Origin of the sequence: Alicyclobacillus tolerans (assembly GCF_048984885.1) — a bacterium.
In the GTDB taxonomy this organism is placed as follows: Bacteria; Bacillota; Bacilli; order Alicyclobacillales; family Alicyclobacillaceae; genus Alicyclobacillus_I; species Alicyclobacillus_I tolerans.
On record NZ_JBMGNK010000002.1, the window covers coordinates 878,414 to 899,823 of the forward strand.

Annotated in this window: 19 protein-coding genes, 2 pseudogenes and 1 riboswitch; of the genes and pseudogenes, 14 read left to right on the plus strand and 7 right to left on the minus strand. The window is 42.1% G+C overall.

The genetic code is table 11. The annotated features are described in order from the left end of the window. Positions 1 to 136: 136 nt before the first annotated feature. Positions 137 to 835, minus strand: coding sequence for a response regulator (locus tag ACOJUR_RS04415; protein ID WP_203115183.1), 699 nt, complete (start codon positions 833 to 835; stop codon positions 137 to 139). After that, positions 832 to 2,466 (minus strand): ATP-binding protein, encoded by a 1,635-nt coding sequence (locus ACOJUR_RS04420; protein ID WP_420949344.1) that lies wholly within the window; start codon positions 2,464 to 2,466, stop codon positions 832 to 834. The genes ACOJUR_RS04415 and ACOJUR_RS04420 overlap by 4 nt, the downstream gene beginning before the upstream one ends. A gap of 321 nt (positions 2,467 to 2,787) precedes the next feature. On the opposite strand from ACOJUR_RS04420, the gene kdpF reads away from it, so the two are divergent. The 5 genes from kdpF to ACOJUR_RS04445 are packed head-to-tail and all read left to right on the plus strand — an operon-like array spanning position 2,788 to position 9,584. Next, the gene (gene kdpF, locus ACOJUR_RS04425; RefSeq protein ID WP_072873950.1) at positions 2,788 to 2,865 is read left to right on the plus strand and encodes a K(+)-transporting ATPase subunit F; all 78 of its coding nucleotides are present in this window, start codon (positions 2,788 to 2,790) and stop codon (positions 2,863 to 2,865) included. A gap of 32 nt (positions 2,866 to 2,897) precedes the next feature. Continuing rightward, positions 2,898 to 4,610 carry a potassium-transporting ATPase subunit KdpA gene (kdpA, locus tag ACOJUR_RS04430; protein ID WP_420949345.1) on the plus strand — a complete coding sequence of 571 codons (1,713 nt, stop codon included), beginning with the start codon at positions 2,898 to 2,900 and terminating at the stop codon, positions 4,608 to 4,610. A 25-nt stretch (positions 4,611 to 4,635) separates the two neighbouring features. After that, positions 4,636 to 6,696: a potassium-transporting ATPase subunit KdpB gene (gene kdpB, locus ACOJUR_RS04435; protein ID WP_072873906.1), complete on the plus strand. Its 2,061-nt coding sequence runs from the start codon at positions 4,636 to 4,638 to the stop codon at positions 6,694 to 6,696. Positions 6,697 to 6,718: 22 nt separating this feature from the next. Beyond that, positions 6,719 to 7,297: a potassium-transporting ATPase subunit KdpC gene (kdpC, locus tag ACOJUR_RS04440; RefSeq protein ID WP_420949346.1), complete on the plus strand. Its 579-nt coding sequence runs from the start codon at positions 6,719 to 6,721 to the stop codon at positions 7,295 to 7,297. A 28-nt stretch (positions 7,298 to 7,325) separates the two neighbouring features. After that, on the plus strand, positions 7,326 to 9,584 hold the full coding sequence (locus ACOJUR_RS04445) for a histidine kinase (protein ID WP_203115185.1): 2,259 nt from the start codon (positions 7,326 to 7,328) through the stop codon (positions 9,582 to 9,584). 1,130 nt (positions 9,585 to 10,714) lie between these two features. On the opposite strand, the gene ACOJUR_RS04450 is transcribed toward ACOJUR_RS04445, so the two are convergent. Then, the gene (locus ACOJUR_RS04450; RefSeq protein WP_420949347.1) at positions 10,715 to 11,539 is read right to left on the minus strand and encodes an HNH endonuclease; all 825 of its coding nucleotides are present in this window, start codon (positions 11,537 to 11,539) and stop codon (positions 10,715 to 10,717) included. Between the two features lie 166 nt (positions 11,540 to 11,705). Between ACOJUR_RS04450 and ACOJUR_RS04455 the strand changes: the two genes are divergently transcribed. The 3 genes and pseudogenes from ACOJUR_RS04455 to ACOJUR_RS04465 all read left to right on the plus strand — a co-directional run. Further along, positions 11,706 to 12,170 (plus strand): IS110 family transposase, encoded by a 465-nt coding sequence (locus ACOJUR_RS04455; RefSeq protein ID WP_420949348.1) that lies wholly within the window; start codon positions 11,706 to 11,708, stop codon positions 12,168 to 12,170. Positions 12,171 to 12,224: 54 nt separating this feature from the next. Beyond that, a complete protein-coding gene (locus ACOJUR_RS04460; RefSeq protein WP_420950499.1) occupies positions 12,225 to 12,401 on the plus strand; it encodes a transposase in 177 nt (58 codons plus the stop codon). 4 nt (positions 12,402 to 12,405) lie between these two features. Further along, a pseudogene (locus ACOJUR_RS04465) lies at positions 12,406 to 12,744 on the plus strand (IS3 family transposase); the annotation flags it as partial. A 201-nt stretch (positions 12,745 to 12,945) separates the two neighbouring features. Here ACOJUR_RS04465 and ACOJUR_RS04470 read toward each other — a convergent pair. Continuing rightward, entirely contained in the window at positions 12,946 to 13,569 is a 624-nt protein-coding gene (locus ACOJUR_RS04470; RefSeq protein ID WP_420949349.1) for a hypothetical protein, read from the minus strand. 234 nt (positions 13,570 to 13,803) lie between these two features. Here ACOJUR_RS04470 and ACOJUR_RS04475 point away from each other — a divergent pair, with 234 nt between their 5' ends. Beyond that, on the plus strand, positions 13,804 to 13,992 hold the full coding sequence (locus ACOJUR_RS04475; protein WP_420949350.1) for a winged helix-turn-helix domain-containing protein: 189 nt from the start codon (positions 13,804 to 13,806) through the stop codon (positions 13,990 to 13,992). Positions 13,993 to 14,168: 176 nt separating this feature from the next. On the opposite strand, the pseudogene ACOJUR_RS04480 reads toward ACOJUR_RS04475, so the two are convergent. Next, positions 14,169 to 14,507: pseudogene (locus tag ACOJUR_RS04480) on the minus strand (IS3 family transposase); the annotation flags it as partial. A gap of 4 nt (positions 14,508 to 14,511) precedes the next feature. Beyond that, on the minus strand, positions 14,512 to 14,688 hold the full coding sequence (locus tag ACOJUR_RS04485) for a transposase (protein WP_420950499.1): 177 nt from the start codon (positions 14,686 to 14,688) through the stop codon (positions 14,512 to 14,514). 232 nt (positions 14,689 to 14,920) lie between these two features. Next, a riboswitch (TPP riboswitch) is annotated at positions 14,921 to 15,028 on the plus strand. Positions 15,029 to 15,211: 183 nt separating this feature from the next. Here ACOJUR_RS04485 and ACOJUR_RS04490 point away from each other — a divergent pair. The 5 genes from ACOJUR_RS04490 to ACOJUR_RS04510 all read left to right on the plus strand — a co-directional run bounded on the left by ACOJUR_RS04490 (position 15,212) and on the right by ACOJUR_RS04510 (position 20,611). Next, on the plus strand, positions 15,212 to 16,510 hold the full coding sequence (locus tag ACOJUR_RS04490; RefSeq protein WP_420949351.1) for an IS110 family RNA-guided transposase: 1,299 nt from the start codon (positions 15,212 to 15,214) through the stop codon (positions 16,508 to 16,510). A gap of 413 nt (positions 16,511 to 16,923) precedes the next feature. Further along, complete coding sequence (thiC, locus tag ACOJUR_RS04495) at positions 16,924 to 18,681, plus strand: phosphomethylpyrimidine synthase ThiC (protein ID WP_420949352.1); 1,758 nt, start codon at positions 16,924 to 16,926, stop codon at positions 18,679 to 18,681. Between the two features lie 114 nt (positions 18,682 to 18,795). After that, positions 18,796 to 19,332 carry an RNA polymerase sigma factor gene (locus ACOJUR_RS04500; protein WP_072873909.1) on the plus strand — a complete coding sequence of 179 codons (537 nt, stop codon included), beginning with the start codon at positions 18,796 to 18,798 and terminating at the stop codon, positions 19,330 to 19,332. Next, on the plus strand, positions 19,332 to 19,739 hold the full coding sequence (locus ACOJUR_RS04505) for a hypothetical protein (protein ID WP_420949353.1): 408 nt from the start codon (positions 19,332 to 19,334) through the stop codon (positions 19,737 to 19,739). The genes ACOJUR_RS04500 and ACOJUR_RS04505 overlap by 1 nt, the downstream gene beginning before the upstream one ends. Then, on the plus strand, positions 19,736 to 20,611 hold the full coding sequence (locus ACOJUR_RS04510; RefSeq protein WP_420949354.1) for a hypothetical protein: 876 nt from the start codon (positions 19,736 to 19,738) through the stop codon (positions 20,609 to 20,611). The genes ACOJUR_RS04505 and ACOJUR_RS04510 overlap by 4 nt, the downstream gene beginning before the upstream one ends. 61 nt (positions 20,612 to 20,672) lie before the next feature. Here the strand turns inward: ACOJUR_RS04510 and ACOJUR_RS04515 are convergent, their stop codons facing one another. Beyond that, the gene (locus ACOJUR_RS04515) at positions 20,673 to 21,311 is read right to left on the minus strand and encodes a phosphatase PAP2 family protein (protein ID WP_420949355.1); all 639 of its coding nucleotides are present in this window, start codon (positions 21,309 to 21,311) and stop codon (positions 20,673 to 20,675) included. Positions 21,312 to 21,410 lie beyond the last annotated feature (99 nt).

Sequence of the window (21,410 nt, forward strand, 5' to 3'; positions counted from 1 at the left end):
GAACATAGAGAGATTCTTAACTTCGTTATAATCTCAAAAGTGGCAAATAACTCATGCTAGTGATGATAAATATGGACTCCAAAAAGTAGAAATTGATTTTCAACGGGAGCTTTGTCTAGAGAAATTAACTTGTACACTAGTCTTGTTCTGCTACAAAACGATAACCAATTCCTGGTTCTGTGACAATGTAGAGAGGCTGAGTAGAATCGGTCTCTATTTTTTTTCGCAAATGACCGATATAAACTCGTAAGTAATGGGTTGAATTATTGTAGTCAACATTTCCCCATATTTGTGTTAAAAGTTGCTTGTGGGTCACTACTTTACCGGCATTTTGCATTAAAATTTTGAGTAAATCGTACTCAATGGGTGTAAGTTTTATAGTTTTTCCATGCAGTTCCACTTTTCTTTGCACAAAGTCAATGCGAATCCCTTTCAACTCAATTACAGGTTCATCGACTGTTTGACTTGCATGGCGCAGAGCAACACGGATTCGAGCAAGTAACTCATTCATGCCGAAAGGTTTAACCATATAATCATCTGCACCCAGATCGAGGGCAGTTACCTTATCTCTTTCATCTTCCTGAACAGTTAATACAATAATTGGAACCTGCGTCCATTCACGTAGATTTTTTAATACTTCAAGCCCTGACATATCTGGTAACCCTAAATCAAGGATAATAAGATCTGGGCGATTCATGCCTGCATTCATCATGCCCTTTTCACCACTAGAAGCTTCTATAATTTGATAGCCGTGGGCTTTTAACGTGAGTCGCAATAGTTTTTGGATAGCAGGTTCATCATCAATGATTAAAATTTTAGCACCAGTCTGGTTCAATTTTTATCATCCTTGCGAATTTTTTGGGAATGAACAAATTGAATGGGCAGTTGCACTATTATACGCGTTCCACGAGGAAATGCATTTTCAGCACGAATCTTTCCACCGTGGGCTTCAATCACAGAATGACAGATTGCTAATCCTAGGCCTGTTCCCGAAATATGTGTTGTATTACTAGCCCGATAAAATTTATTAAAAATCAAGTGCTTTTCATCATCAGGTATGCCTATACCATAATCGCGCACTTCTATATGTAAATGTTGAACATCCTTTTGAATCGAAATATCAATAGGCGAATCTTGTTCAGAATACTTTGCAGCATTGCTGATAATGTTGACTAATACTTGTTCCAATAACAATTCGTCAAGATACATTTCGGGAATATCGCCAACTGTTGAGATATGGACGGGATGAGTTTGAAGAATTTCTTTCAAATCCGCTAAGGCAACTCCCAATATATCTAAAATATCCGTTTCTCTTCGTTTAAGCTGCATCATACCGCTTTCAATTCTCATCATGCCGATTAAGTTAGAGACCAGACGATTCATGCGCATGGCGCCTTCACGAATAGTAGATATCAGCTCCAAACTATCTTCAATAGACAGCTTGTCAAATGAGTCGATTAAGCCGCCTGATGCACCAATAATGGTGGTCAGAGGGGTTTTTAACTCATGTGAAATAGAGTTGATAAGCGCTGTCCGCAGACGTTCCGACTCTGCAGCTAAATGAGCTAATTGGGCTTGCTCTTCATAGTGAATACGTGCAAGAGAGATGGCGGCCAATCCAGCAATGGCGTGTAAAATCTCAATGTGATCGCGATGAGTTGAAATGGTATAATTTCCCGGTTCACCGATACAGAGTACACCATAATTATTTTCATCCGCTTTAAGGGGGATGTATAAAAGTGCAGCAGATTGGTAAGTTTTTGAGCCGAGACCAGCTGTTTGTCCATGACGAAATACCCATTTTAGAATATACTGGTCGGTTTTGGCCATGACCTGTTGGTCATGTGTCGTAGAAAAATAATATTTGAACTCTTTTTCTTGAGATAAAGCAATCATGGCCTGAGTATCAAAAGCATTTTCTACAAACTGTAGAATGAGGTTGATGATAGCCTCGATTTGACTGTTCGCTGCCAATTGACGACTTAATGAGTATAAAGTATTGGCGATTGCCTCTCGTCTTTTGGCCTCTTCAGCACGTCTGCGCATCTGTGAAGCTAAACTAGCCGTGAGTATGGCAACAGTTAAAAAAACTGCAAAAGATACTAGAAAGCGTAAATCACTTACGGAATAACTGAAAATTGGAGGGATAAAAAAGAAATCAAACAGTAGTAGGCCTAAGCATGCTGACAGAATGCCAGGACCCAGTCCGTAGGTTACCGATGCTATAAGAACGGGTAAAAGGTAAAGCATGGCAATGTTAACGCGATCGTACGTAAATCCGATGATAAACAAAAGTAAAGTGAGTACCCCGTTCATTCCAATCGTAACTGTATAGGCTGTCAAGCGATTTTTATTGCTGATTAGATAACGGATGATCGGGATTTTTTTGATAAATGCTATATAACTTTTTCGATTGCCTTTATGAGTAGAGTCTAAAATCTGCCACTTAGGAGAGAAACTTTTCATTCGTCTTTCCCTCTCGAATTTTTATCGTTCCACAATTTCCTCTCTAGTTATATCTCTAATGAATCTTAAAGAGTCAATTTTTACGTTTTTTTTATGTCTAACAGCTAAATTTATCATCCAAATTGATGAAGAAGCCACGTAAACTCAGGTCTGTAATCGAACGACAGATTGAGTGAAAAAGTGGAATGATGCAAAAACGCTTTAGAAGGGTGGGCGGAAATGGGGGATTTAATTTCCATTTTATTGTTTTGTGCCATTTTTGCGTTTTTTATTTTGGTTTATCGTTGGTTTGACAGGACATAGAGCAAAGGAGTTGCGAATATGTGGTTTCTGCTATCGTTAGCCATTTTGCTTATGGGGTATTTAACATACGTTATTTTTCACCCGGAAAAATTTTGAAAGGTTAAAGAGGTCTTTAGGAGGTGAACGGAATGACTGTAGAAGGAATACTACAAATTTTACTGGTGCTGATTTTGATGTTTTTATTTGGAATACCGTTAGGTCGATATATCTATACTATTTTTTCCTTACAACACAGTCGAATGGATCGTCTTTTTATGCCAGTGGAACGGTTCTTATATCGATTGATTGGCGTTGATTCATCTGTGTCAATGGATTGGAAAGCATATCTACGTGCCTTAATGTTGGTGAATTTTGTCATGCTGTTGTTTGCCTATCTTATTTTTCGCTTACAAGGTCGATTACCTCTTAATCCAGACAAAATTCCAGGAATGTCTCCTGCTCTCGCTTTTAATACAGCAGCCAGTTTTATCACCAATACAAACTGGCAAAATTATGCTGGTGAGACGTCCATGTCCTACCTAGGACAAATGCTAGGTATTACTTTTTTACAGTTCACTTCAGCAGCTACAGGCTTAGTAGCGGCAATAGCATTTGTTCGGGCAATCGTTCGCAGTAAAACGGATAATTTAGGTAATTTTTGGGTGGATATTATTCGCGCTCATACCCGGTTGCTCCTACCGATGTCTTTTCTACTGGCCTGCGTTTTAGTCGCTCTCGGCGTTCCGGAAACTTTACAAGGGGCCGCTATTGTACACACATTATCGGGAGATGTTCAGGTAATTGCTAGAGGACCCGTGGCGAGTTTGGAAGCCATTAAACAGCTAGGGACCAATGGAGGAGGTTTTTTTAATGCCAATTCCGCTCATCCATATGAAGATCCAACAGCATTAACGAGTGTTCTGGAAATTTTGGCAATGGGAGTTACTGCAACAGGTTTGATATGGACGCTTGGCCTATTTCTCAAAAACCGTAAGCAGGCTATAGTCCTTTATGTTTTTTTAACAGCCATTCTGATGTTAGGTACTTTTATTATTTATGGGAATGAAGCGGCTGGTAATCCTCTAGTTCATCAAGCGTTTGGCATTCATGGTCCCAATATGGAGGGTAAAGAAGTTCGCTTTGGTATTCCTTTGACCAGTCTATTTACAGCTGCAACCACCGCGTATACTACGGGTGCCGTAAACGCTATGCATGACAGTTTAATGCCCATCAGCGGACTTGTACCTCTATTATTCATGATGTTTAACGTCATTTTTGGCGGTAAAGGAGTAGGTCTTTTAAATATTTTGATGTTTTTAATCATTACAGTATTTCTTTCTGGACTGATGGTGGGTCGAACCCCGGAAATTTTTGGAAAGAAAATTGAAGCTCGGGAAGTCAAATTGGCTACAGTCGCTATGTTGGTTCATCCCTTTGTCATACTTGTTCCAACAGCGATTGCTATAGCTACCCAAGTTGGCAGAGCGTCTATTTTAAATCCAGGATTGCATGGATTTACAGAAGTCTTATACGCATTCACTTCGGCAGCAGCCAATAATGGATCGGCTTTTGCAGGGCTAAACGGAAATACGGAATTCTATAATCTGGTGCTTGGAGTCGTCATGTTGCTTGGACGTTATATATCCATTTTGGCGATGTTTGCTATTGCTGGGTCAATGATTCTTAAACCTATTATCCCTGCTTCGGAAGGTACGTTGAGAACAGACACTTTTTCATTCGGAGGTGTCTTTGTGGCAGTATTTGTAATTGTTGGAGCTTTGACATTTTTCCCCTTCTTAGCCATTGGACCCATTGGCGAACAGTTACAGATGATGCATACGGTTTCTCATATCGTCCACTAAAAATGAGCAGAAGGAGGGTTATAGAATGTCAGTGACAAAGGGTACGCTTTCAGCAGAAATTTTAAAAAGTTCATTTCTGGAGTCCTTCAAAAAATTCCATCCGAAAATATTATTTCGCAATCCTGTCATGTTTGTAGTCGAGATCGGCATGTTGATTACGTTTTGGCTGACTATAGACCCTTGGGCCTTTTCTTCCAAAGTTTCTTTGGGACATGTGGCATCAGCTCGTGGATATAATTTGGCAGTCACAATAATTTTGTTTTTTACAATTCTATTCGGTAATTTTGCGGAAGCAATTGCTGAAGGAAGAGGGAAGGCGCAAGCGGAGACACTGCGTAAAACCAAAACAGAGCTTATAGCCCGCCTGCAGCAGCCAGATGGCACATTTGCTCAAGTCCCTGCCAGTAGTTTAAAAAAGGGTGATATTGTCAAAGTTGTAGCGAATGAGATTATCCCTGCCGATGGCGAAGTTTTGGAAGGTATTGGGAGTGTTGATGAGTCCGCCATTACAGGTGAGTCTGCTCCAGTGATACGTGGCGCTGGTGGAGATTTTAGTTCTGTCACAGGTGGAACTAAATTATTGTCGGATGAGTTTTTGATACGTATAACTGTCAATCCTGGAGAATCGTTTTTGGATAAGATGATTGGACTCGTGGAAGGAGCAACTCGTCAAAAAACTCCCAACGAGTTAGCGTTATCTGTGTTATTGGCAGGGTTAACACTCATTTTTCTCATTGTTATTGTTTGTCTGCCCCCTGTAGCTGATTATTTGGGGAAAAGCTTAAACATTGCCACGCTCATTGCTCTGTTGGTTTGCCTAATTCCCACAACCATAGGAGCTTTGCTCTCGGCTATTGGCATTGCTGGAATGGATCGCGTGATTCGCTTTAACGTTATTGCCAAATCTGGTAAAGCGGTGGAAGCTGCCGGAGATGTCAATACGTTGATTTTGGATAAAACCGGAACAATTACAATAGGTAATCGATTGGCTTCAGAGTTTATTCCTGTTGGTGGTCATGAAGAAAAGGAATTAGCCGAGCAAGCAGTCCTATCTTCTTTGTTTGATGAAACGCCCGAAGGTCGTTCTGTGGTTGAGCTTGGTCAAACTATGGATATTCAATTGCGTCGTGAGGATTATGTTGATGCGGAGAATGTTGAATTTAGTGCGGACACACGAATGAGCGGATTAAATCTTAAGAATGGCTTCATTATCCGTAAAGGGGCAGTAGATGCCATCAAACGATATGTTCAAGAACAGGGCGGGGAAATCCCGGAAGACTTGGATCACTACACTGAACTGATTGCCAAAGATGGCGGTACGCCTTTGGCAGTCATGGTGAATAAAGAAATTTACGGTTTGATTTATCTGAAAGATATTGTTAAGCCGGGAATGCGCGAACGATTTGCTGAGCTGCGCAAAATGGGGATTAAAACAGTTATGTGTACGGGAGATAATCCGTTGACAGCCGCAACCATTGCTAAAGAAGCTGGAGTAGATGATTTTATAGCAGAAGCTAAGCCTGAGGATAAGATGCAGTTAATCCAGCGAGAACAAGAACAGGGAAAATTGGTGGCTATGTCTGGAGATGGTACGAATGATGCGCCCGCCTTGGCTCAGGCGGATGTGGGCCTAGCTATGAATACTGGTACGGCAGCTGCTAAAGAGGCAGGAAATATGGTCGATCTCGACTCTGATCCGACCAAGCTGATTGAAGTAGTTTCCATTGGTAAACAGTTATTGATAACGCGTGGAGCTTTGACCACTTTCTCCATTGCTAATGATGTAGCGAAATATTTTGCCATCATACCTGCCATGTTTGTAACGATGATTCCCTCACTACAAGTTTTGAATATTATGCACCTTTCTAGTCCAAGAAGCGCTATTCTTTCTGCGCTTATCTTTAATGCGTTGGTGATACCAGCTTTGATTCCAATTGCAATGCGTGGTGTTAAGTATCGCCCAATGAGTGCTACCCAGATGTTGATTCGTAATCTACTCATTTTTGGAGTGGGAGGGGTCATAGTTCCTTTTGCGGGCATAAAGCTCATTGATGTGATATTGACAGCAACGGGTTGGTTTTCCTAAAAAGACGAGAAGGGGTGCCAGGATGGTCAATATTATTCGTTCTATTCGCTTCACGATAGTGTTTGCTGTGATTTTAGGAATTTTCTATCCCTTAGCAGTATTAGGTATTGGGCAATGGTTTTTTCCATGGCAAGCTAATGGAAGTTTAGTTACATTTCATCATCATAAAGTAGGTTCTATGCTTATTGCACAAGCAGTAAATCAACCAGGACTGTTTCAACCTCGCCCTTCAGCAGTGCAATATAATGCAGATGGCTCTGGAGGTTCTAACTTGGGCCCAACGAATCCAGCATTACTTAAAGAAATTCAACAAAATATCCAAAAAATAGAGAAACAAAATCCCAATATACCTATTCAAGAGATACCCACAAGTATGGTGGAATCTTCAGCATCGGGCCTGGATCCGGATATAACGTTACGAGATGCGCAACTACAAATTAGCCGGATCGCTCAAGCTACTGGCCTTTCGAAGAACTGGTTAGAACAATTGATAAAAAAGGACACCATCCATCCAACATTCGGTATTTGGGGGGTGCCTATGCTCAATGTGATGCAATTAAATTTAGCTATTGAAAAGAAATTACAAAACTCAAAAGAGTAAAATCCATAGTTAAAGACGAGGTGTTAGGATGCAAAAAGATGTTACTCGCAAAGGCGTGCTTAAATTGTTTATTGGAGCCGCTCCAGGGGTTGGTAAAACATACACCATGTTGCGAGAAGCTAAATTCTTACTTGAAAGAGGAAATGACGTAGTCATTGGATTCATTGAGACACATCAAAGAGAGGAAACCTATCGACAATTGGATGGATTAGAAATGATTCCTCCACTACAGATAAAGGTAGGGCAATCTATCTACAAAGAAGTAGATTTACAAGCGATTTTAAGGCGCAGACCTGAGTTTGTCATTATTGATGAACTGGCGCACAGTAATGCGCCAGGTTCAATTTTTTCTAAGCGTTATCAGGATGTTGAATTTTTGTTGGATAACGGAATTTCTGTTCTGACTGCAGTCAATGTTCAACATATTGAGGGAATACATAAGGAAGCAGAACAAATTACCGGCATAAAGGTGCGAGAACTGATACCGGAATCATTTGTGCGTCGAGCTGAAGAGGTGTCATTAATAGATGTCACGCCGGAAACGTTGCGACAGCGTTTACGTGACGGCAGTATCTATCCTAAAGATCAAATTCAGCAAGCTCTTCAGCATTTTTTTAAGAAAGAAAATTTATCTGGATTACGTGAACTTGCACTTCGAACTGTTGCTGATGATGTGGAAGAACGGTTGGAGAAATCCTATTCACGACAGAAAATACCCGGACCGGTTGGCGTGCGTGAGGTCATTATGGTTTGTGTCAGCCATTATCAAAGAGCTATTTTGTTGATTCAAAGAGGCCAAAGAATGGCTATTCGCTTAAAGGCGGATTTCTATGTCTTGGCGATTGCGGATACAGCGGAAGATTTACTTTCTGACAAAGAAAAAAAAGAAATGGAGAAAATACGGCAATTAGCCGAAGAAAATGGTGCAGAATGGTTGGTTGAATCCAAAAATGATCGTCCCATAGGGGAAGTAATTTTAAAAATGGCGGATCGATACAAGGTTACGCAAATCGTTTTGGGGCAACCGGCTCCCTCAAGACAACGTCTTCTTCAGTGGCAATGGCATCAACCTGTTCGCTATTTGCTTCGTAAATTACGATATACAGACTTGAGAATTGTTGGATGGCGGGATTTAACGCCTGGCGAAGTAGCGGCGCGTTATTCAGCGAGTAACCGAATTGCACGTTCTCGAAATTTATACGGGAACCTAACGATTTATATTGGAGCCGCTCCGGGAGTCGGCAAGACGTATCGGATGCTTCAAGATGCTCATGACTGGAAAGCTAAAAATAAAGATGTCGTTATAGGACTAATTGAAACACATGGTCGTGAGGATACACGCCAACAAATCGGCAATTTGGAAGTGATTCCTCAGCAAATTATTCGCTATGAGGGGCGAGGATATCCGGAGTTAGATGTACAAGCCATATTAAAAAGAAGACCGGAAATTGTTTTAATTGATGAACTTGCTCATTCAAACATTCCTGGAAGTATTCATAAAAAAAGATATCAGGATATACTTTATATACTCGAACACGGCATTGATGTAGTGACAGCAGTTAATATTCAACATTTAGAAAGTCTAAAAGATAGCGTTGAACATATCACAGGTGTCAAGGTACGCGAACGAATTCCTGATTGGTTTATGAAATTAGCTACAGAGATTAAGCTCATTGATGTGACACCAGAAACGTTGCAACAAAGATTAATGGAAGGAAGAATTTATCATATAGATAAAATTGAATCGGCTATACAACATTTTTTTCAATCTACCAATTTGGCTGCATTACGTGAACTAGCTTTACTAGAAGTAGCAGATGATGTAGATCAGAAATTACATGCGAAGCAAGATCGACATCAAATCAGGGCAATGGAATCGGAAAGTATTTTGGTTTGTGTTAATTATCGTTCACATTCAGAAAAATTAATACGACGAGGCTGGAGAGTTGCTGATAGGCTGGAAGCTAAATTATATGTACTTGTAGTTCAAACGAGTGAAACCTTGAGTGACAAAGAACAAGCAGACTTTCAAAACATTCAATCTCTGGCAGAACAATTTTCTGCGACGTTTTTGATTCGACATTCTCTACCTAAAAAGGTAGGCACAACTATTGTAGAAATTGCCAAAGCATTAGGGGTATCTCAATTGGTTATGGGGCAACCCATTCGTCGTGAATATGGATTAGCAAGGTGGAAAAGAAGTCCTATTGATGACATTCTCGATCACGCTGAATTCGTTGATTTACATATTGTTTCCTATACACAAGGTGCTCCAGAAAAAAAATAATCTTTGCTCAAATTCTATCCCTGAGAAAAGGAACTTTCGTCTTTTAACCATATATGTGGGTATCGGTAGCTTCAAACCATCTCAATTCCAGTTTAGTTGGCCAAAACTTGTAGATGAGTCTTTTAAAACATTCCGCAGTTGTGTCAAGAACGATTACGATCGAGTCTTGCTCATTTTGGCGAGCGGCTTGACGGATACGACAACGGATGCAGATTAGATTGCGGATCACTTGGCCGTGTGTAATCTTCTTCTCCAGCTTTTTTTGTTACCAGGGTATGTACCGAACTAGCGTTTCAGCCGTGAATAACAGTGTCATGAGAGCGTGAATATGGTTTTCGTTTGGTGAATGGCAACCCAGCATTCCGAGTTCTTGCTTTACCGTGCGAAGAAACATGACTTCCATACACCAGCGCTTTCAGCCATGCTCCACTACCTCAGAAGGCGCATTGTAACGGTTGCTGACAAGCAGATAGGCTCCTTTTTTATATGATACAGCCATCACGTCGGTGTCTACAGGCACGCCTGGGGTTACCAGTTCGTTGGGTTCCGTGGTTGCATTTTGTCTTTTGGCTTCATGCGTTTGCCGACGATTGCAGCAATTCTGGTGTATTTCGTTTTCGCACAGAGTGCGCCCGCCGATTCACGGAAGCCTTAGGTATTTTCATGTAGATGTCATCACAAGCAACGGAGGAGACATTCACATAGAATATTCTCGCCCTTCATCTGCGATGGCCACTGTGATAAAGTCCTTTGAAACGTCTAAACCAACATACTTTGTGCAATTCTTCATAGTATCGGCTCCATCACAATGTAGCTCTGATTGGCAAGGATGCTTCACAACTACCAGTATTCCTAACTAACCTGTGGAATTGTGACGTGGAGCCGAGCCTCGTTCATGATAACTCACCTTGAAACAATTTTTAAGTTTAATTTTGCAATATCCACTTATCCAGTGCTAATAGAGTTAACTTGTAATCACGGATGATGTCCGTCCGAGGCTTTCCATCTAGATAAAAGGTGAACCATCGTTTTCATAAGCTAGTCTCTTACTGGACTCTGATTTTGTCGATGATTTCTATGGAAGAGTCACAAGCGTCATTGTTGCGACTTTCTATCTTATTTCAACGCCGTCATCCACGTTGTATAGGGTTAGGTTCTCTCTCTTTGTCTTTTATTTTTTGAGCGATGCCAGAGTTGAATTTCTGCGCATCGATAGCATAGTGCGCCCGGCGATGACAAGTTGGACAAATCCCTGCAACCCATTCTGGATGGTCAGGACCGCCATCAGATAGGCGACGCAGATGGTGGACCTCAAGATATGGTTCATTCCTAACAGTGAGAAACGGTGCTGGTTCATTGCAAGCTTCGCAGACTCCCTGAGATCTCTTCAATGCATATAATCGGATAGCTTCGCTACGTTTACGTGTATGAACAATACGCGCTGACACAGTGGACTGAACCGATGACGAATCTAGTGCTGCTTGTCGAAGTTCGTAAAGTGAATCTATCTGAGAAATGACAGGGTCCTCAGTTTCTTCTGACTGGTTAGTTAATTGTTGAATTTTAATCAACTCGAATACAATTGCCTTTCGGTCATTCCCATTCTTATCGTGACTCCTTCGCTTATGGTGACCGACATACTGCATTTGTCCAAGATACTTAACGAATCCCGTCCGTACATAATTGAACAAGTGCAGGTCTTTACCATCTTTGACATGGTCACGAATTGCCTTATTGCCCTTGGTAAATTCCATATCCCCTTCCTGACCCTCGCCGGTATAATAAAAGGCCCCGTCGCTCTGCCAACCATCGCTATATCCAAACTCACTGCCCGAATCGCCGGTAAAAATCATAATGAATGGGAACCGAGTTGGAATTGAAATTCCACCTTGCTGTTGTCCTCCGAACTTTGCATGCAATTCACGTCTACGGTACTCTTCACCTTCGATAAACATGGTACAATCTCTCCTCAGCTACAACGCGATATCAATGCAATAATAACTTATCTCTTAAACATTCCTGTATACGCTAACATATAGACTTTGTCTAATAGAAACGCCTACGAAACGATGAATGTATGCGGGGTCTAAAGCCCTAAAACCCATCGAGGAGGCGTCGTAGATGAAGTCTAGACAAATTACTGTACAGAATCAACGGATTGAAAGGATTTCCAGTTCAACATTGGTAGCCAGAATCGATATTGCGAAGGAAAAGCATGTAGCTCAAGCAACGACTTTTCGTGAAGTTACCTTGGCGAAACGAGCGATTGAGTTCTCCGTTTTCCTGAGTGGTTTTGAACAACTCTATCACATTATCCTTATGATGCAACAAACTCATGGTATGAATGATGTCATTGCTGGAATGGAATCAACGAGTCATTACTGGTTTAGTATCGCGAATTGGCTGAATCGGAAGGGTATTGAGGTTGTACGAGTTAATTTCTCCACGACGAAGCGCAACAAGGAAAGATCAAGCTCTCCAAGCGCGGAAACTCGTTGTTACGCAAGCACCTGTTTTTTTCGATGCTCCACTTGGTTGCACAAAACCCCGACTTTAAGAAGTTATAACAATGATGTTAGGCTATAAAGATGGACACAACGAATCAAGAATGTAAGAATAAGGAGATTCGAGGTGAGCCACATGACACGGAAGTACGATAAGGAATTTAAACTTCACGCAGTTCAATTGGTTTTGGAGAGTGGAAAGCCAGCAAGCCAGGTGGCTCGAGAGCTAGGCGTATCGCAAAAAATGTTGTATGGCTGGGTGACGAAGTATAAGGAGGATCCTGCTACTCCGTTCGTCGGATGCGGGCCGTGAGGTTCAACGTCCGACAGGATCCTTATTTTATCACTCGGATCGTGGCAGCCCATACACCTCTCATGACTACCAGGACAAACTGCGAGAGTACAAGATGATTGGAAGCATGAGTCGCAAAGGTAACTGCTTTGACAATGCGTGCATCGATTCGTTTCATAGCATGATCAAGCGAGAACTCGTCTACCTGGAAAAGTTCAAAACCAGGGAGCAGGCAATACGGCGGATCTTCGAATACATCGAGGTTTGGTACAACCGGGAGCGGATTCACTCATCCATTGGATTCCTGACATCAGTTGAGTACGAAAGAATATATTTCCAAATATTGAGAACCAAAGCAAGCTAAGTGGGACAAAAGTAATCATGTTACAAAATGAATACATACAATTTCTTTTTATGAGATTATCTGTTTTATTAACTTAATATCATGGCAATTCCAGCTGACTCTATCTATAATCCTTATGTCAATCTAATGAACATAGCTATTCTGTCCTTTAATAAGGATGATTTTGCTCAATTTAATCCTTGAGCTTGGGTAACTCTAAAATTATTTAGATGAAAAAAGGTCCCATTTATATCCGTTCCAAGTTGAATTAATGAATAAATTTTTTTTCAAAAATACGCTTGCATAATAAATCGGCACATAGGTCGTATATACACCGCTATACGGGTCTTTTGCGACCAATTTGGGAGATCTTAATAAACCATCTACATCTGATCCAATGGAAAATTGCATTTGTCCTAAAGGAATGGATCCCGAAATTGAAGTACCATTCAAATGAACTTTATGTTTATTGGAAATATACGAAATGTCTAGATTATCCCCATTATCCCACTTGGATTGAACCCCAACTGAATTTAAAACCTCTTGCAAATAAAATACAGGAACCCAGCTTGTTGCCTTTCCCGTCCAAGGGTCATTAGAAACAATGTGTACAGGATCTATCGTTAAATTTCCAGTAATTGTAATTTTTGTTTGTGCATAATGAATGATTGGAGCTTGTGTCCCGACTGCTGGGGTTGTGTGACTACCTGTTGTGGCCAGATTCCCAGCAGCAGGTGTTGTGTTAGAATTGGAATTGAATGCCGCATAGACAGTCATTGACGATAAGATTTGCGTAGCAACAACTCCAACCATAATCATTCCATATTGATACAGCTTTCGATTCACTTAGAATCATCCTCTCGACATATATTCACTCTTTAACTTAAAATTCCCCTGTTATATAAGAAGATAGAATGACTTAACACTTAGAAGAACTCTCATCTATTTCTTTAACTAGATCTTTATCTAACAAGCATAGTAAGTCTTAATTCGAACCATGCTAATAGTCAGTATAAACCACCGAACTATTGATTGACGAGGGATTTGCTAAAGGTGTTCCTTACGCCTCGGGATAAGATCATGAAACACGGAATTAGTCTGGATACTCGACGCGGACAAGTCTCTTGGCGAGGCAATTCTAAATCACTCACCGTAACTGAACTGGGGTTACTTCGGGTTCTATTGGAGTCTGAAGGAAAGACAGTTTCGCGCGATACTCTGTTGTCGGCAGTTTGGGATGAGGTGAACTTTGGTGACAATAATACTTAGTCTGTAAATATTACGCGGCTTAGAGGTAAGTTGTCCGATATAGGATTACACCATGTAATTTAGACAGTGTAAAGTGAGGGGTATCGCATCGGATTGGTATTAATTCAAGAGAATGGACACCCCAGAATAGAGAAATTATAAGTTTTCATATTCTGACATGATTACTTTTGTCCCACTTAGCTTGCTTTGGTTCTCAATATTTGGAAATATATTCTTTCGTACTCAACTGATGTCAGGAATCCAATGGATGAGTGAATCCGCTCCCGGTTGTACCAAACCTCGATGTATTCGAAGATCCGCCGTATTGCCTGCTCCCTGGTTTTGAACTTTTCCAGGTAGACGAGTTCTCGCTTGATCATGCTATGAAACGAATCGATGCACGCATTGTCAAAGCAGTTACCTTTGCGACTCATGCTTCCAATCATCTTGTACTCTCGCAGTTTGTCCTGGTAGTCATGAGAGGTGTATGGGCTGCCACGATCCGAGTGATAAAATAAGGATCCTGTCGGACGTTGAACCTCACGGCCCGCATCCGACGAACGGAGTAGCAGGATCCTCCTTATACTTCGTCACCCAGCCATACAACATTTTTTGCGATACGCCTAGCTCTCGAGCCACCTGGCTTGCTGGCTTTCCACTCTCCAAAACCAATTGAACTGCGTGAAGTTTAAATTCCTTATCGTACTTCCGTGTCATGTGGCTCACCTCGAATCTCCTTATTCTTACATTCTTGATTCGTTGTGTCCATCTTTATAGCCTAACACCACTACTCCCTCTATTATCTAATCTGCGTCAAGGAAAATTTATTTTTACCACTTCTTCCACGATTGAAATCGAATCAGGAGGGCAGCTTCAAACCCAACCTCTAAACATTCACCAATTTTAAAGATTGTCGAATGTCACAAACCGTGGTATGTTGAGTTTACAATTTCATGCAAACGGGAGCTCGGCAAACCGGGCTGAGAGGGTGTTTGTGGACACCGACCGTCAACCTGATCTGGATAATGCCAGCGTAGGAATTCAATTGCACTTATACCTTTAGGTTGTGCAGACCGCCGCAAACACTATCCGGCGGTCTTTTTTCATATTCAAAATTTTATATCCAAGGAGCCATTCCTGTAATGAATTAATTTCGGGTTTGAAATGAAAAGAGCGCCTCCTGTATGCTGGGTTCCGAATGCAGGATACATTCATTCCCTAATTGAGGAGGACGCTCAACGTGAAGTATAAGATGCAGCAGAAGCAAAATCAACGAATTCAACAAATTACCGATTGTACCCTGATTGTGGGAGCTGACATTGCAAAGGAAACACATGTAGCGAGAGCCATTGATTTTCGTGGGATTGAGCTCGGTAAGGAATGCGTTTTTGCCAACGATGATGAGGGTCTGGCGAAACTCGTAACGTGGATGAAGGAGTTACAACGGCTGCATGGCAAGACGGATATCGTCTTTGGAGTTGAGCCGACCGGACACTACTGGTTCCCGTTAGGCGCCTTCATCCAAGAGTTGGATGTACGATTCGTGCTGTTGAATCCGCACCACGTTAACAAGAGCAAAGAGTTGGAGGATAACTGTCCCACGAAAAATGACTACAAGGATGCCAAGGTCATTGCAAATCTGGTGAAAGACGGCAAGTACACCGAACCTAAACTTCCGACTGGCGTTTATGCGGATTTGCGGATCCTCATGAACCTGAGAGAGAAGGTAATGGTGAACTTAGGTCAGGTACAGCAGCGGATTCAGAACTGGCTCGACCGGTTCTTTCCGGAATATACCCAGGTTTTTAAGGACTGGGAAGGCAAGGCATCTCTCATTACACTGCGTAAGTCCCCGCTTCCACAGGACCTCACCTCGCTAGGCGCCAGCGAGATTGTGAATCAGTGGAAGAGTAGCGGTGTAAGGCGGGCTGTAGGCATGAAGCGAGCGAAACGGCTCGTTTCAGCCGCTGAGAAGTCCATTGGTCTTAAAGAGGGGCTCATGGCTGCTCGGTTGGAACTGACGGCTCTGCTGGAGCAATATGAAATGTTTTTACGGCAGCGTGATGAAATCATGGTTCAGGTGGAACAACTGCTGAACCAGATTCCAGGCACTGAAGAGATGCTGAGTGTGCCAGGGATGGGTGTCACGACACTTGCCGGATTCCTGGCTGAAGTCGGCGATCTCCAAGGATATGACCATGGGCAGCAGATCATTCGGCTAGCCGGTCTCAATCTGAAAGAGAACAGTTCTGGCAAGAGAAAAGGGAAAACTGGCATCTCCAAACGTGGTCGTTCTCGGCTGAGGGCATTACACTTCCGAGCGGTATTACCGATGGTTGCCACGAACCCCGAATTTAAGGCTCTGCACCACTATTACACGACACGAGCGTGTAATCCGTTGAAAAAGAAACAGTCGCTCATTGCGCTGTGTGGAAAGCTCATTCGTGTTCTGCACACATTGGGCACAAGGCAAGTTCAGTACAACGCCGAGGATTTATTGGGACCCATTCGGAAGTCCCAAATACAGATGGCTGCTTAATCGAATCAAACTCGTCAGTTCGATTTACTTGCTTATGAACGATGAACACCAAGACAAACAGAAGCACGGATAAGCCGTAGAAACATACACCGTAAGGGCAACGACCCAGTAAAGGAGCAAGAAACGGCATCCACCCCTTGAGAGGTAGTACGAAGGAATGTGAGGGCACAGACCCAGTGTGACATGGGAGGGTAAACCGCAAGGGACAGCGTGGACATCCAAAGGTGCGAACATCATTATGTTCCATGTATTGGTAAATTAACGCCAATCTCTGTTCCTGCCACGGAGTATCCGTTTGAAAATTGGCACATTTAACATTCCGACGCTTCCTCTCAAGTTGTCAAGGTACGTAATCGTGAGAATGAGTGAGTAAATAGAAGAAAACATTAATTCTTAGTGGGAGAGTGTTTATGATGACAGAAAAAATTGATTATTTTCCTTGTAGTAAAAAAGTGTATATCCAAGGAACGCGGTCAGATTTGCAAGTACCTATGAGAGAAATTCAGTTATCTCCTTCTACGGGACGTTTTGGAAAACAAGAAAACTCGCCAATTCGAGTTTATGATACCAGTGGACCCTATACCGATATTCATAGTGATACCGATATTCGAACTGGCTTAGCTCCTATTCGTCGTCCATGGATTTTAGAAAGAGGTGATGTTGAGGAATATCAAGGGCGCCAAGTTCTCCCTATTGATAATGGTATAAAAGCATCTTCGGGCTCTTCTCAGCAAGAGATATTTCCTGGATTGCTTCGTAAACCTCTTCGAGCCAAAAAGGGTCACAATGTAACCCAGTTGCATTATGCCAGAAAAGGAATATTGACGCCCGAGATGGAGTTTATCGCAATTCGTGAAGGAAGAGATCCCGAGTTTGTCCGTCAGGAAGTTGCTTCCGGACGCGCTATTATTCCTTCCAATATCAATCACCCCGAGAGTGAACCAATGATTATTGGTCGCAACTTTTACACAAAAATCAATGCAAATATTGGGAATTCTGCTGTAGCCTCTTCAATTGAGGCAGAAGTAGATAAGATGAAATGGGCTACACTTTGGGGTGCTGATACAGTCATGGATTTATCGACAGGAAAAAATATCCATACTACTCGCGAGTGGATTATTCGTAATTCTCCTGTACCTATAGGGACAGTACCAATATACCAAGCTCTCGAAAAAGTGGGAGGAGAAGCGGAAGCATTAACGTGGGAAATTTATCGAGATACGTTAATAGAGCAAGCCGAACAGGGTGTGGACTATTTTACCATCCATGCCGGAGTATTGCTGCGATATATACCACTGACCGCCAAACGTGTTACAGGGATAGTTTCTCGAGGCGGTTCGATTATGGCTGCCTGGTGTTTGGCGCATCATCAAGAAAACTTTCTATATACGCATTTTGAAGAGATTTGCGAAATTATGAAGACGTATGACGTATCATTTTCGCTTGGAGATGGTTTGCGTCCAGGTTCTATTGCTGATGCGAATGATGAAGCTCAGTTTGCCGAGCTTGAAACACTTGGTGAATTGACAAAAATAGCTTGGCAACACGATGTCCAGGTTATGATTGAGGGGCCAGGACACGTCCCTCTGCACAAAATTAAGGAAAATGTTGATCGGCAAATGGAAGTTTGTCATGAAGCACCTTTTTATACACTCGGTCCACTAACCACGGATATCGCGCCTGGATATGACCATATTACATCGGCGATTGGAGCAGCCATGATTGGTTGGTTTGGAACTGCTATGCTGTGTTATGTAACTCCCAAAGAACACTTGGGATTGCCTAATAAAGATGATGTAAAGGAAGGTGTCATTGCTTATAAAATTGCTGCACATGCGGCAGACTTGGCAAAAGGTCATCCGCATGCTCAACAGCGGGATGATGCATTATCGAAAGCGCGTTTTGAATTTCGCTGGCGTGATCAATTCCATCTTTCGTTGGATCCACAGCGTGCAATCGCATATCACGATGAAACATTGCCTGCTGAACCCGCTAAAACTGCCCATTTTTGTTCGATGTGCGGACCGAAATTTTGCAGCATGAGAATTACGCAAGACATACGAGAATATGCGCAAGCTAAAGGATTAAGTGTAGAATCTGCCATAAGTGCGGGTATGGATGAAAAGGCAAAAGAATTTCGTGAATCAGGAAGTCAAATTTATCAGGCCTAAATTGATGTTTAGCAATGAACTTTTTCTTTATTGTTCATGTCTGTAAGGTTGTCAAGGATGACACAGGGTCTCTGGAGAAATAGTCGATGTGTTGCGAATGGAGGTGGTGTCTATTTGGATTTTGAAGATATTCACCTCATTCGCAAAGCACGTCGGGGAGACTATGAAGCGTTCAGTTGTATTGTGAAAAATTATCAGAATTACGTTTATAGTACAATTTATGGGATTTTGCAAAACCGGGTAGATGCGGAGGATGTAACCCAGGAAACGTTTATCAAAGCTTTTCAATCTCTAAAGAAATTGCAAGACGAACGAGCCTTCTCTACTTGGTTAATTCGTATTGCAATTCGTACAGCAATTGACTGTTTGAAGGCCAAACAAAAATGGCCCAGTGTTGAATTGGATTCTGAGAAAATTTCCACGCCACACGATCCCCATCCAGCAATAGATACTCGTATGGATATAGAACGGGCTTTGCGTGAATTATCGGAAGAGCATCGAATCGTAACTATTTTACGTGCTGTACATGAACTTGAATATGATGAGATTTCTGTTTTGCTGGATATACCCATTGGAACGGTTCGTTCGCGCGTGCATTATGCACGCTCACGTCTGCGTGAAATCTTAAAAGAAGAGAGGGGAACTTTGTAATGAAATATTCCTCAGAAGACGAAAAACTTACGGACGATGTGGATGTGGATGTTCAGGAGTATCTCCTTTCCCTGGTTGCTCCTGTTCATCTGCATGAGCAAGTGATGCAAAAAATTTGGGATATTCGACGTCAAAAGCAGATTCAACGATTGGCTATAATCTACATACTGATCATTTCCGTGGGATCAGTTTGTTGTCTAGCCTTGCTGTTGTCACCTTTCGGACTGATATGTAGGGCCTTGTTAACGCTTGTATATGATATTTTTCACGGGTTAAGCCATTTGCCTATACCATTGAGTTATGGTTGGCTGGGTGTGTTTGCGTTCTTGTGTGTCGTCTGTTTATTGGGGTCAGTTTATGGTTTGAAAAAGTTGTTACGAGGCCTACAAAGCGAGGTTCTACTATGAAGAAACGTTGGTGGATGGGGTTGGCCATTGGCGCTGTGGCAGTCCTTGTCTGTCTGGTACCCTTTTTTCATTTGCGAAATGTTTACGCTGTGCGCAGCGCGTATACCATCTTCCGTCAACAAAATACAAGCATTGCGCGCGGTCAAGTTGTAGACGATGCGCTTATTCTTGGACACAACGTCAATTTGTCAGGCCATGTCTATGAGATTTTGGCAGTCATTAATGGTAATGTGCACGTGACATCGAGTGGAAGCGCAGATATCTTGGTGGATTTAGGCGGTCAAATTTTTCTCGATCACGGTGCGCATGTTCACCAGTTATATCATCTTTCACTGTCCACTCCGTTTTGGAACGGGGTACTTTTGGGCGGGATGTTTGCTTTGCTTTTGTGGATGGGTATGCTTGTGCTTAGTATGGGTTTGCTGCTTATAACGACAATAGTTGCATGGGTATTTCAAGAATACACAGTGGTACCGTTTAATATTTTAAAATCTTCGGCTCGCACGGCGGGAATTGCTGGTTTGCTGATGACCGTAATCTGTCTGGCTGTCAGTGGGCTTTTGGCCGTAACACTAATAGCCATTCCTCTTGCTGCAGTTGCTGTTTTGTTGTTCGTAATTGCTGGGATTTTGGGTTTATCTGTTGTTGCTCTTTGGATAGGAGATTTATTTTGGCGAGAATCCAATCAGAAACGTCCAGAATGGGTAAGAGCAATGATGGGCTCTAGCCTGATGTTGGCTTTCTGCAATCTTCCTTGGATTGGTCTGCTTTTCTTTTGTATCTTTTGGCTGATTGGAATAGGGACGATAGCGCTATGGTTAGGAGAAGTTTGGAGGAAGCGAGGAAAACGCGGAAAAGCGATGGCATCCTAAAGGGAGTATTTAGGAATCCATTGCTTTTTCACGCATTTTTTAATGGTTATCTCATTTTAAATTATAGAGTAGAAGAATGCTTTTCTTCTTTTGTTACTGCAGTAGTTTTGGGACCAAATCGAAAAATCTTGGCAATGAAAGATGAAAGCGGAAAAATCCATCGCGAAAACTTCCACAACACTTTCCCCGAAAAAATACCGATAATCATACCGCCAATGACATCTGTTGGGTAGTGTACACCAACAAAGACACGGGCAACCATAACAATAATCGCGATAACGGTAAAGGTTCGACTAATCCATCGACTATTATGTCCCCAAGAGCCGGCTGCAAAACCAAAGCTCCCAGCTGCATGATCGCTCGGAAAAGAAGCGTCATTGCTATGAGGAATAAGCTGGTTAAACGAACCTTTTGGAAAGACAGTAAAAGGTCGTGGCCGAAACCAGATGTGTGAAATTATCAGATTGATGATCAATGCCAATATGCCTGCCAATCCTGCCATAATCAGAGCGTGTCGACGTTGGATATCTGGTTTGGGAAGAGTAAACCAAGCAATAAGAAAGAGCAACGCATAAATCTCTGGAGCATCCTTGGCAAAAAAAATCATGACTTGGTCGAGTAAAACGCTATGTCCAGCTAGACCGTTGATGAGATGATAGAGAACAGTATCAAATGGATTGAGTAAAGCCGCGTGAAACATGAATTCACTCCTCTTTCTATAAATAGTCACAGTATTACAGACAGTCAGGACTTGTAAGAAGTTCATTTGGCTATAAATTTTTTTCTCAGCATTTATTTG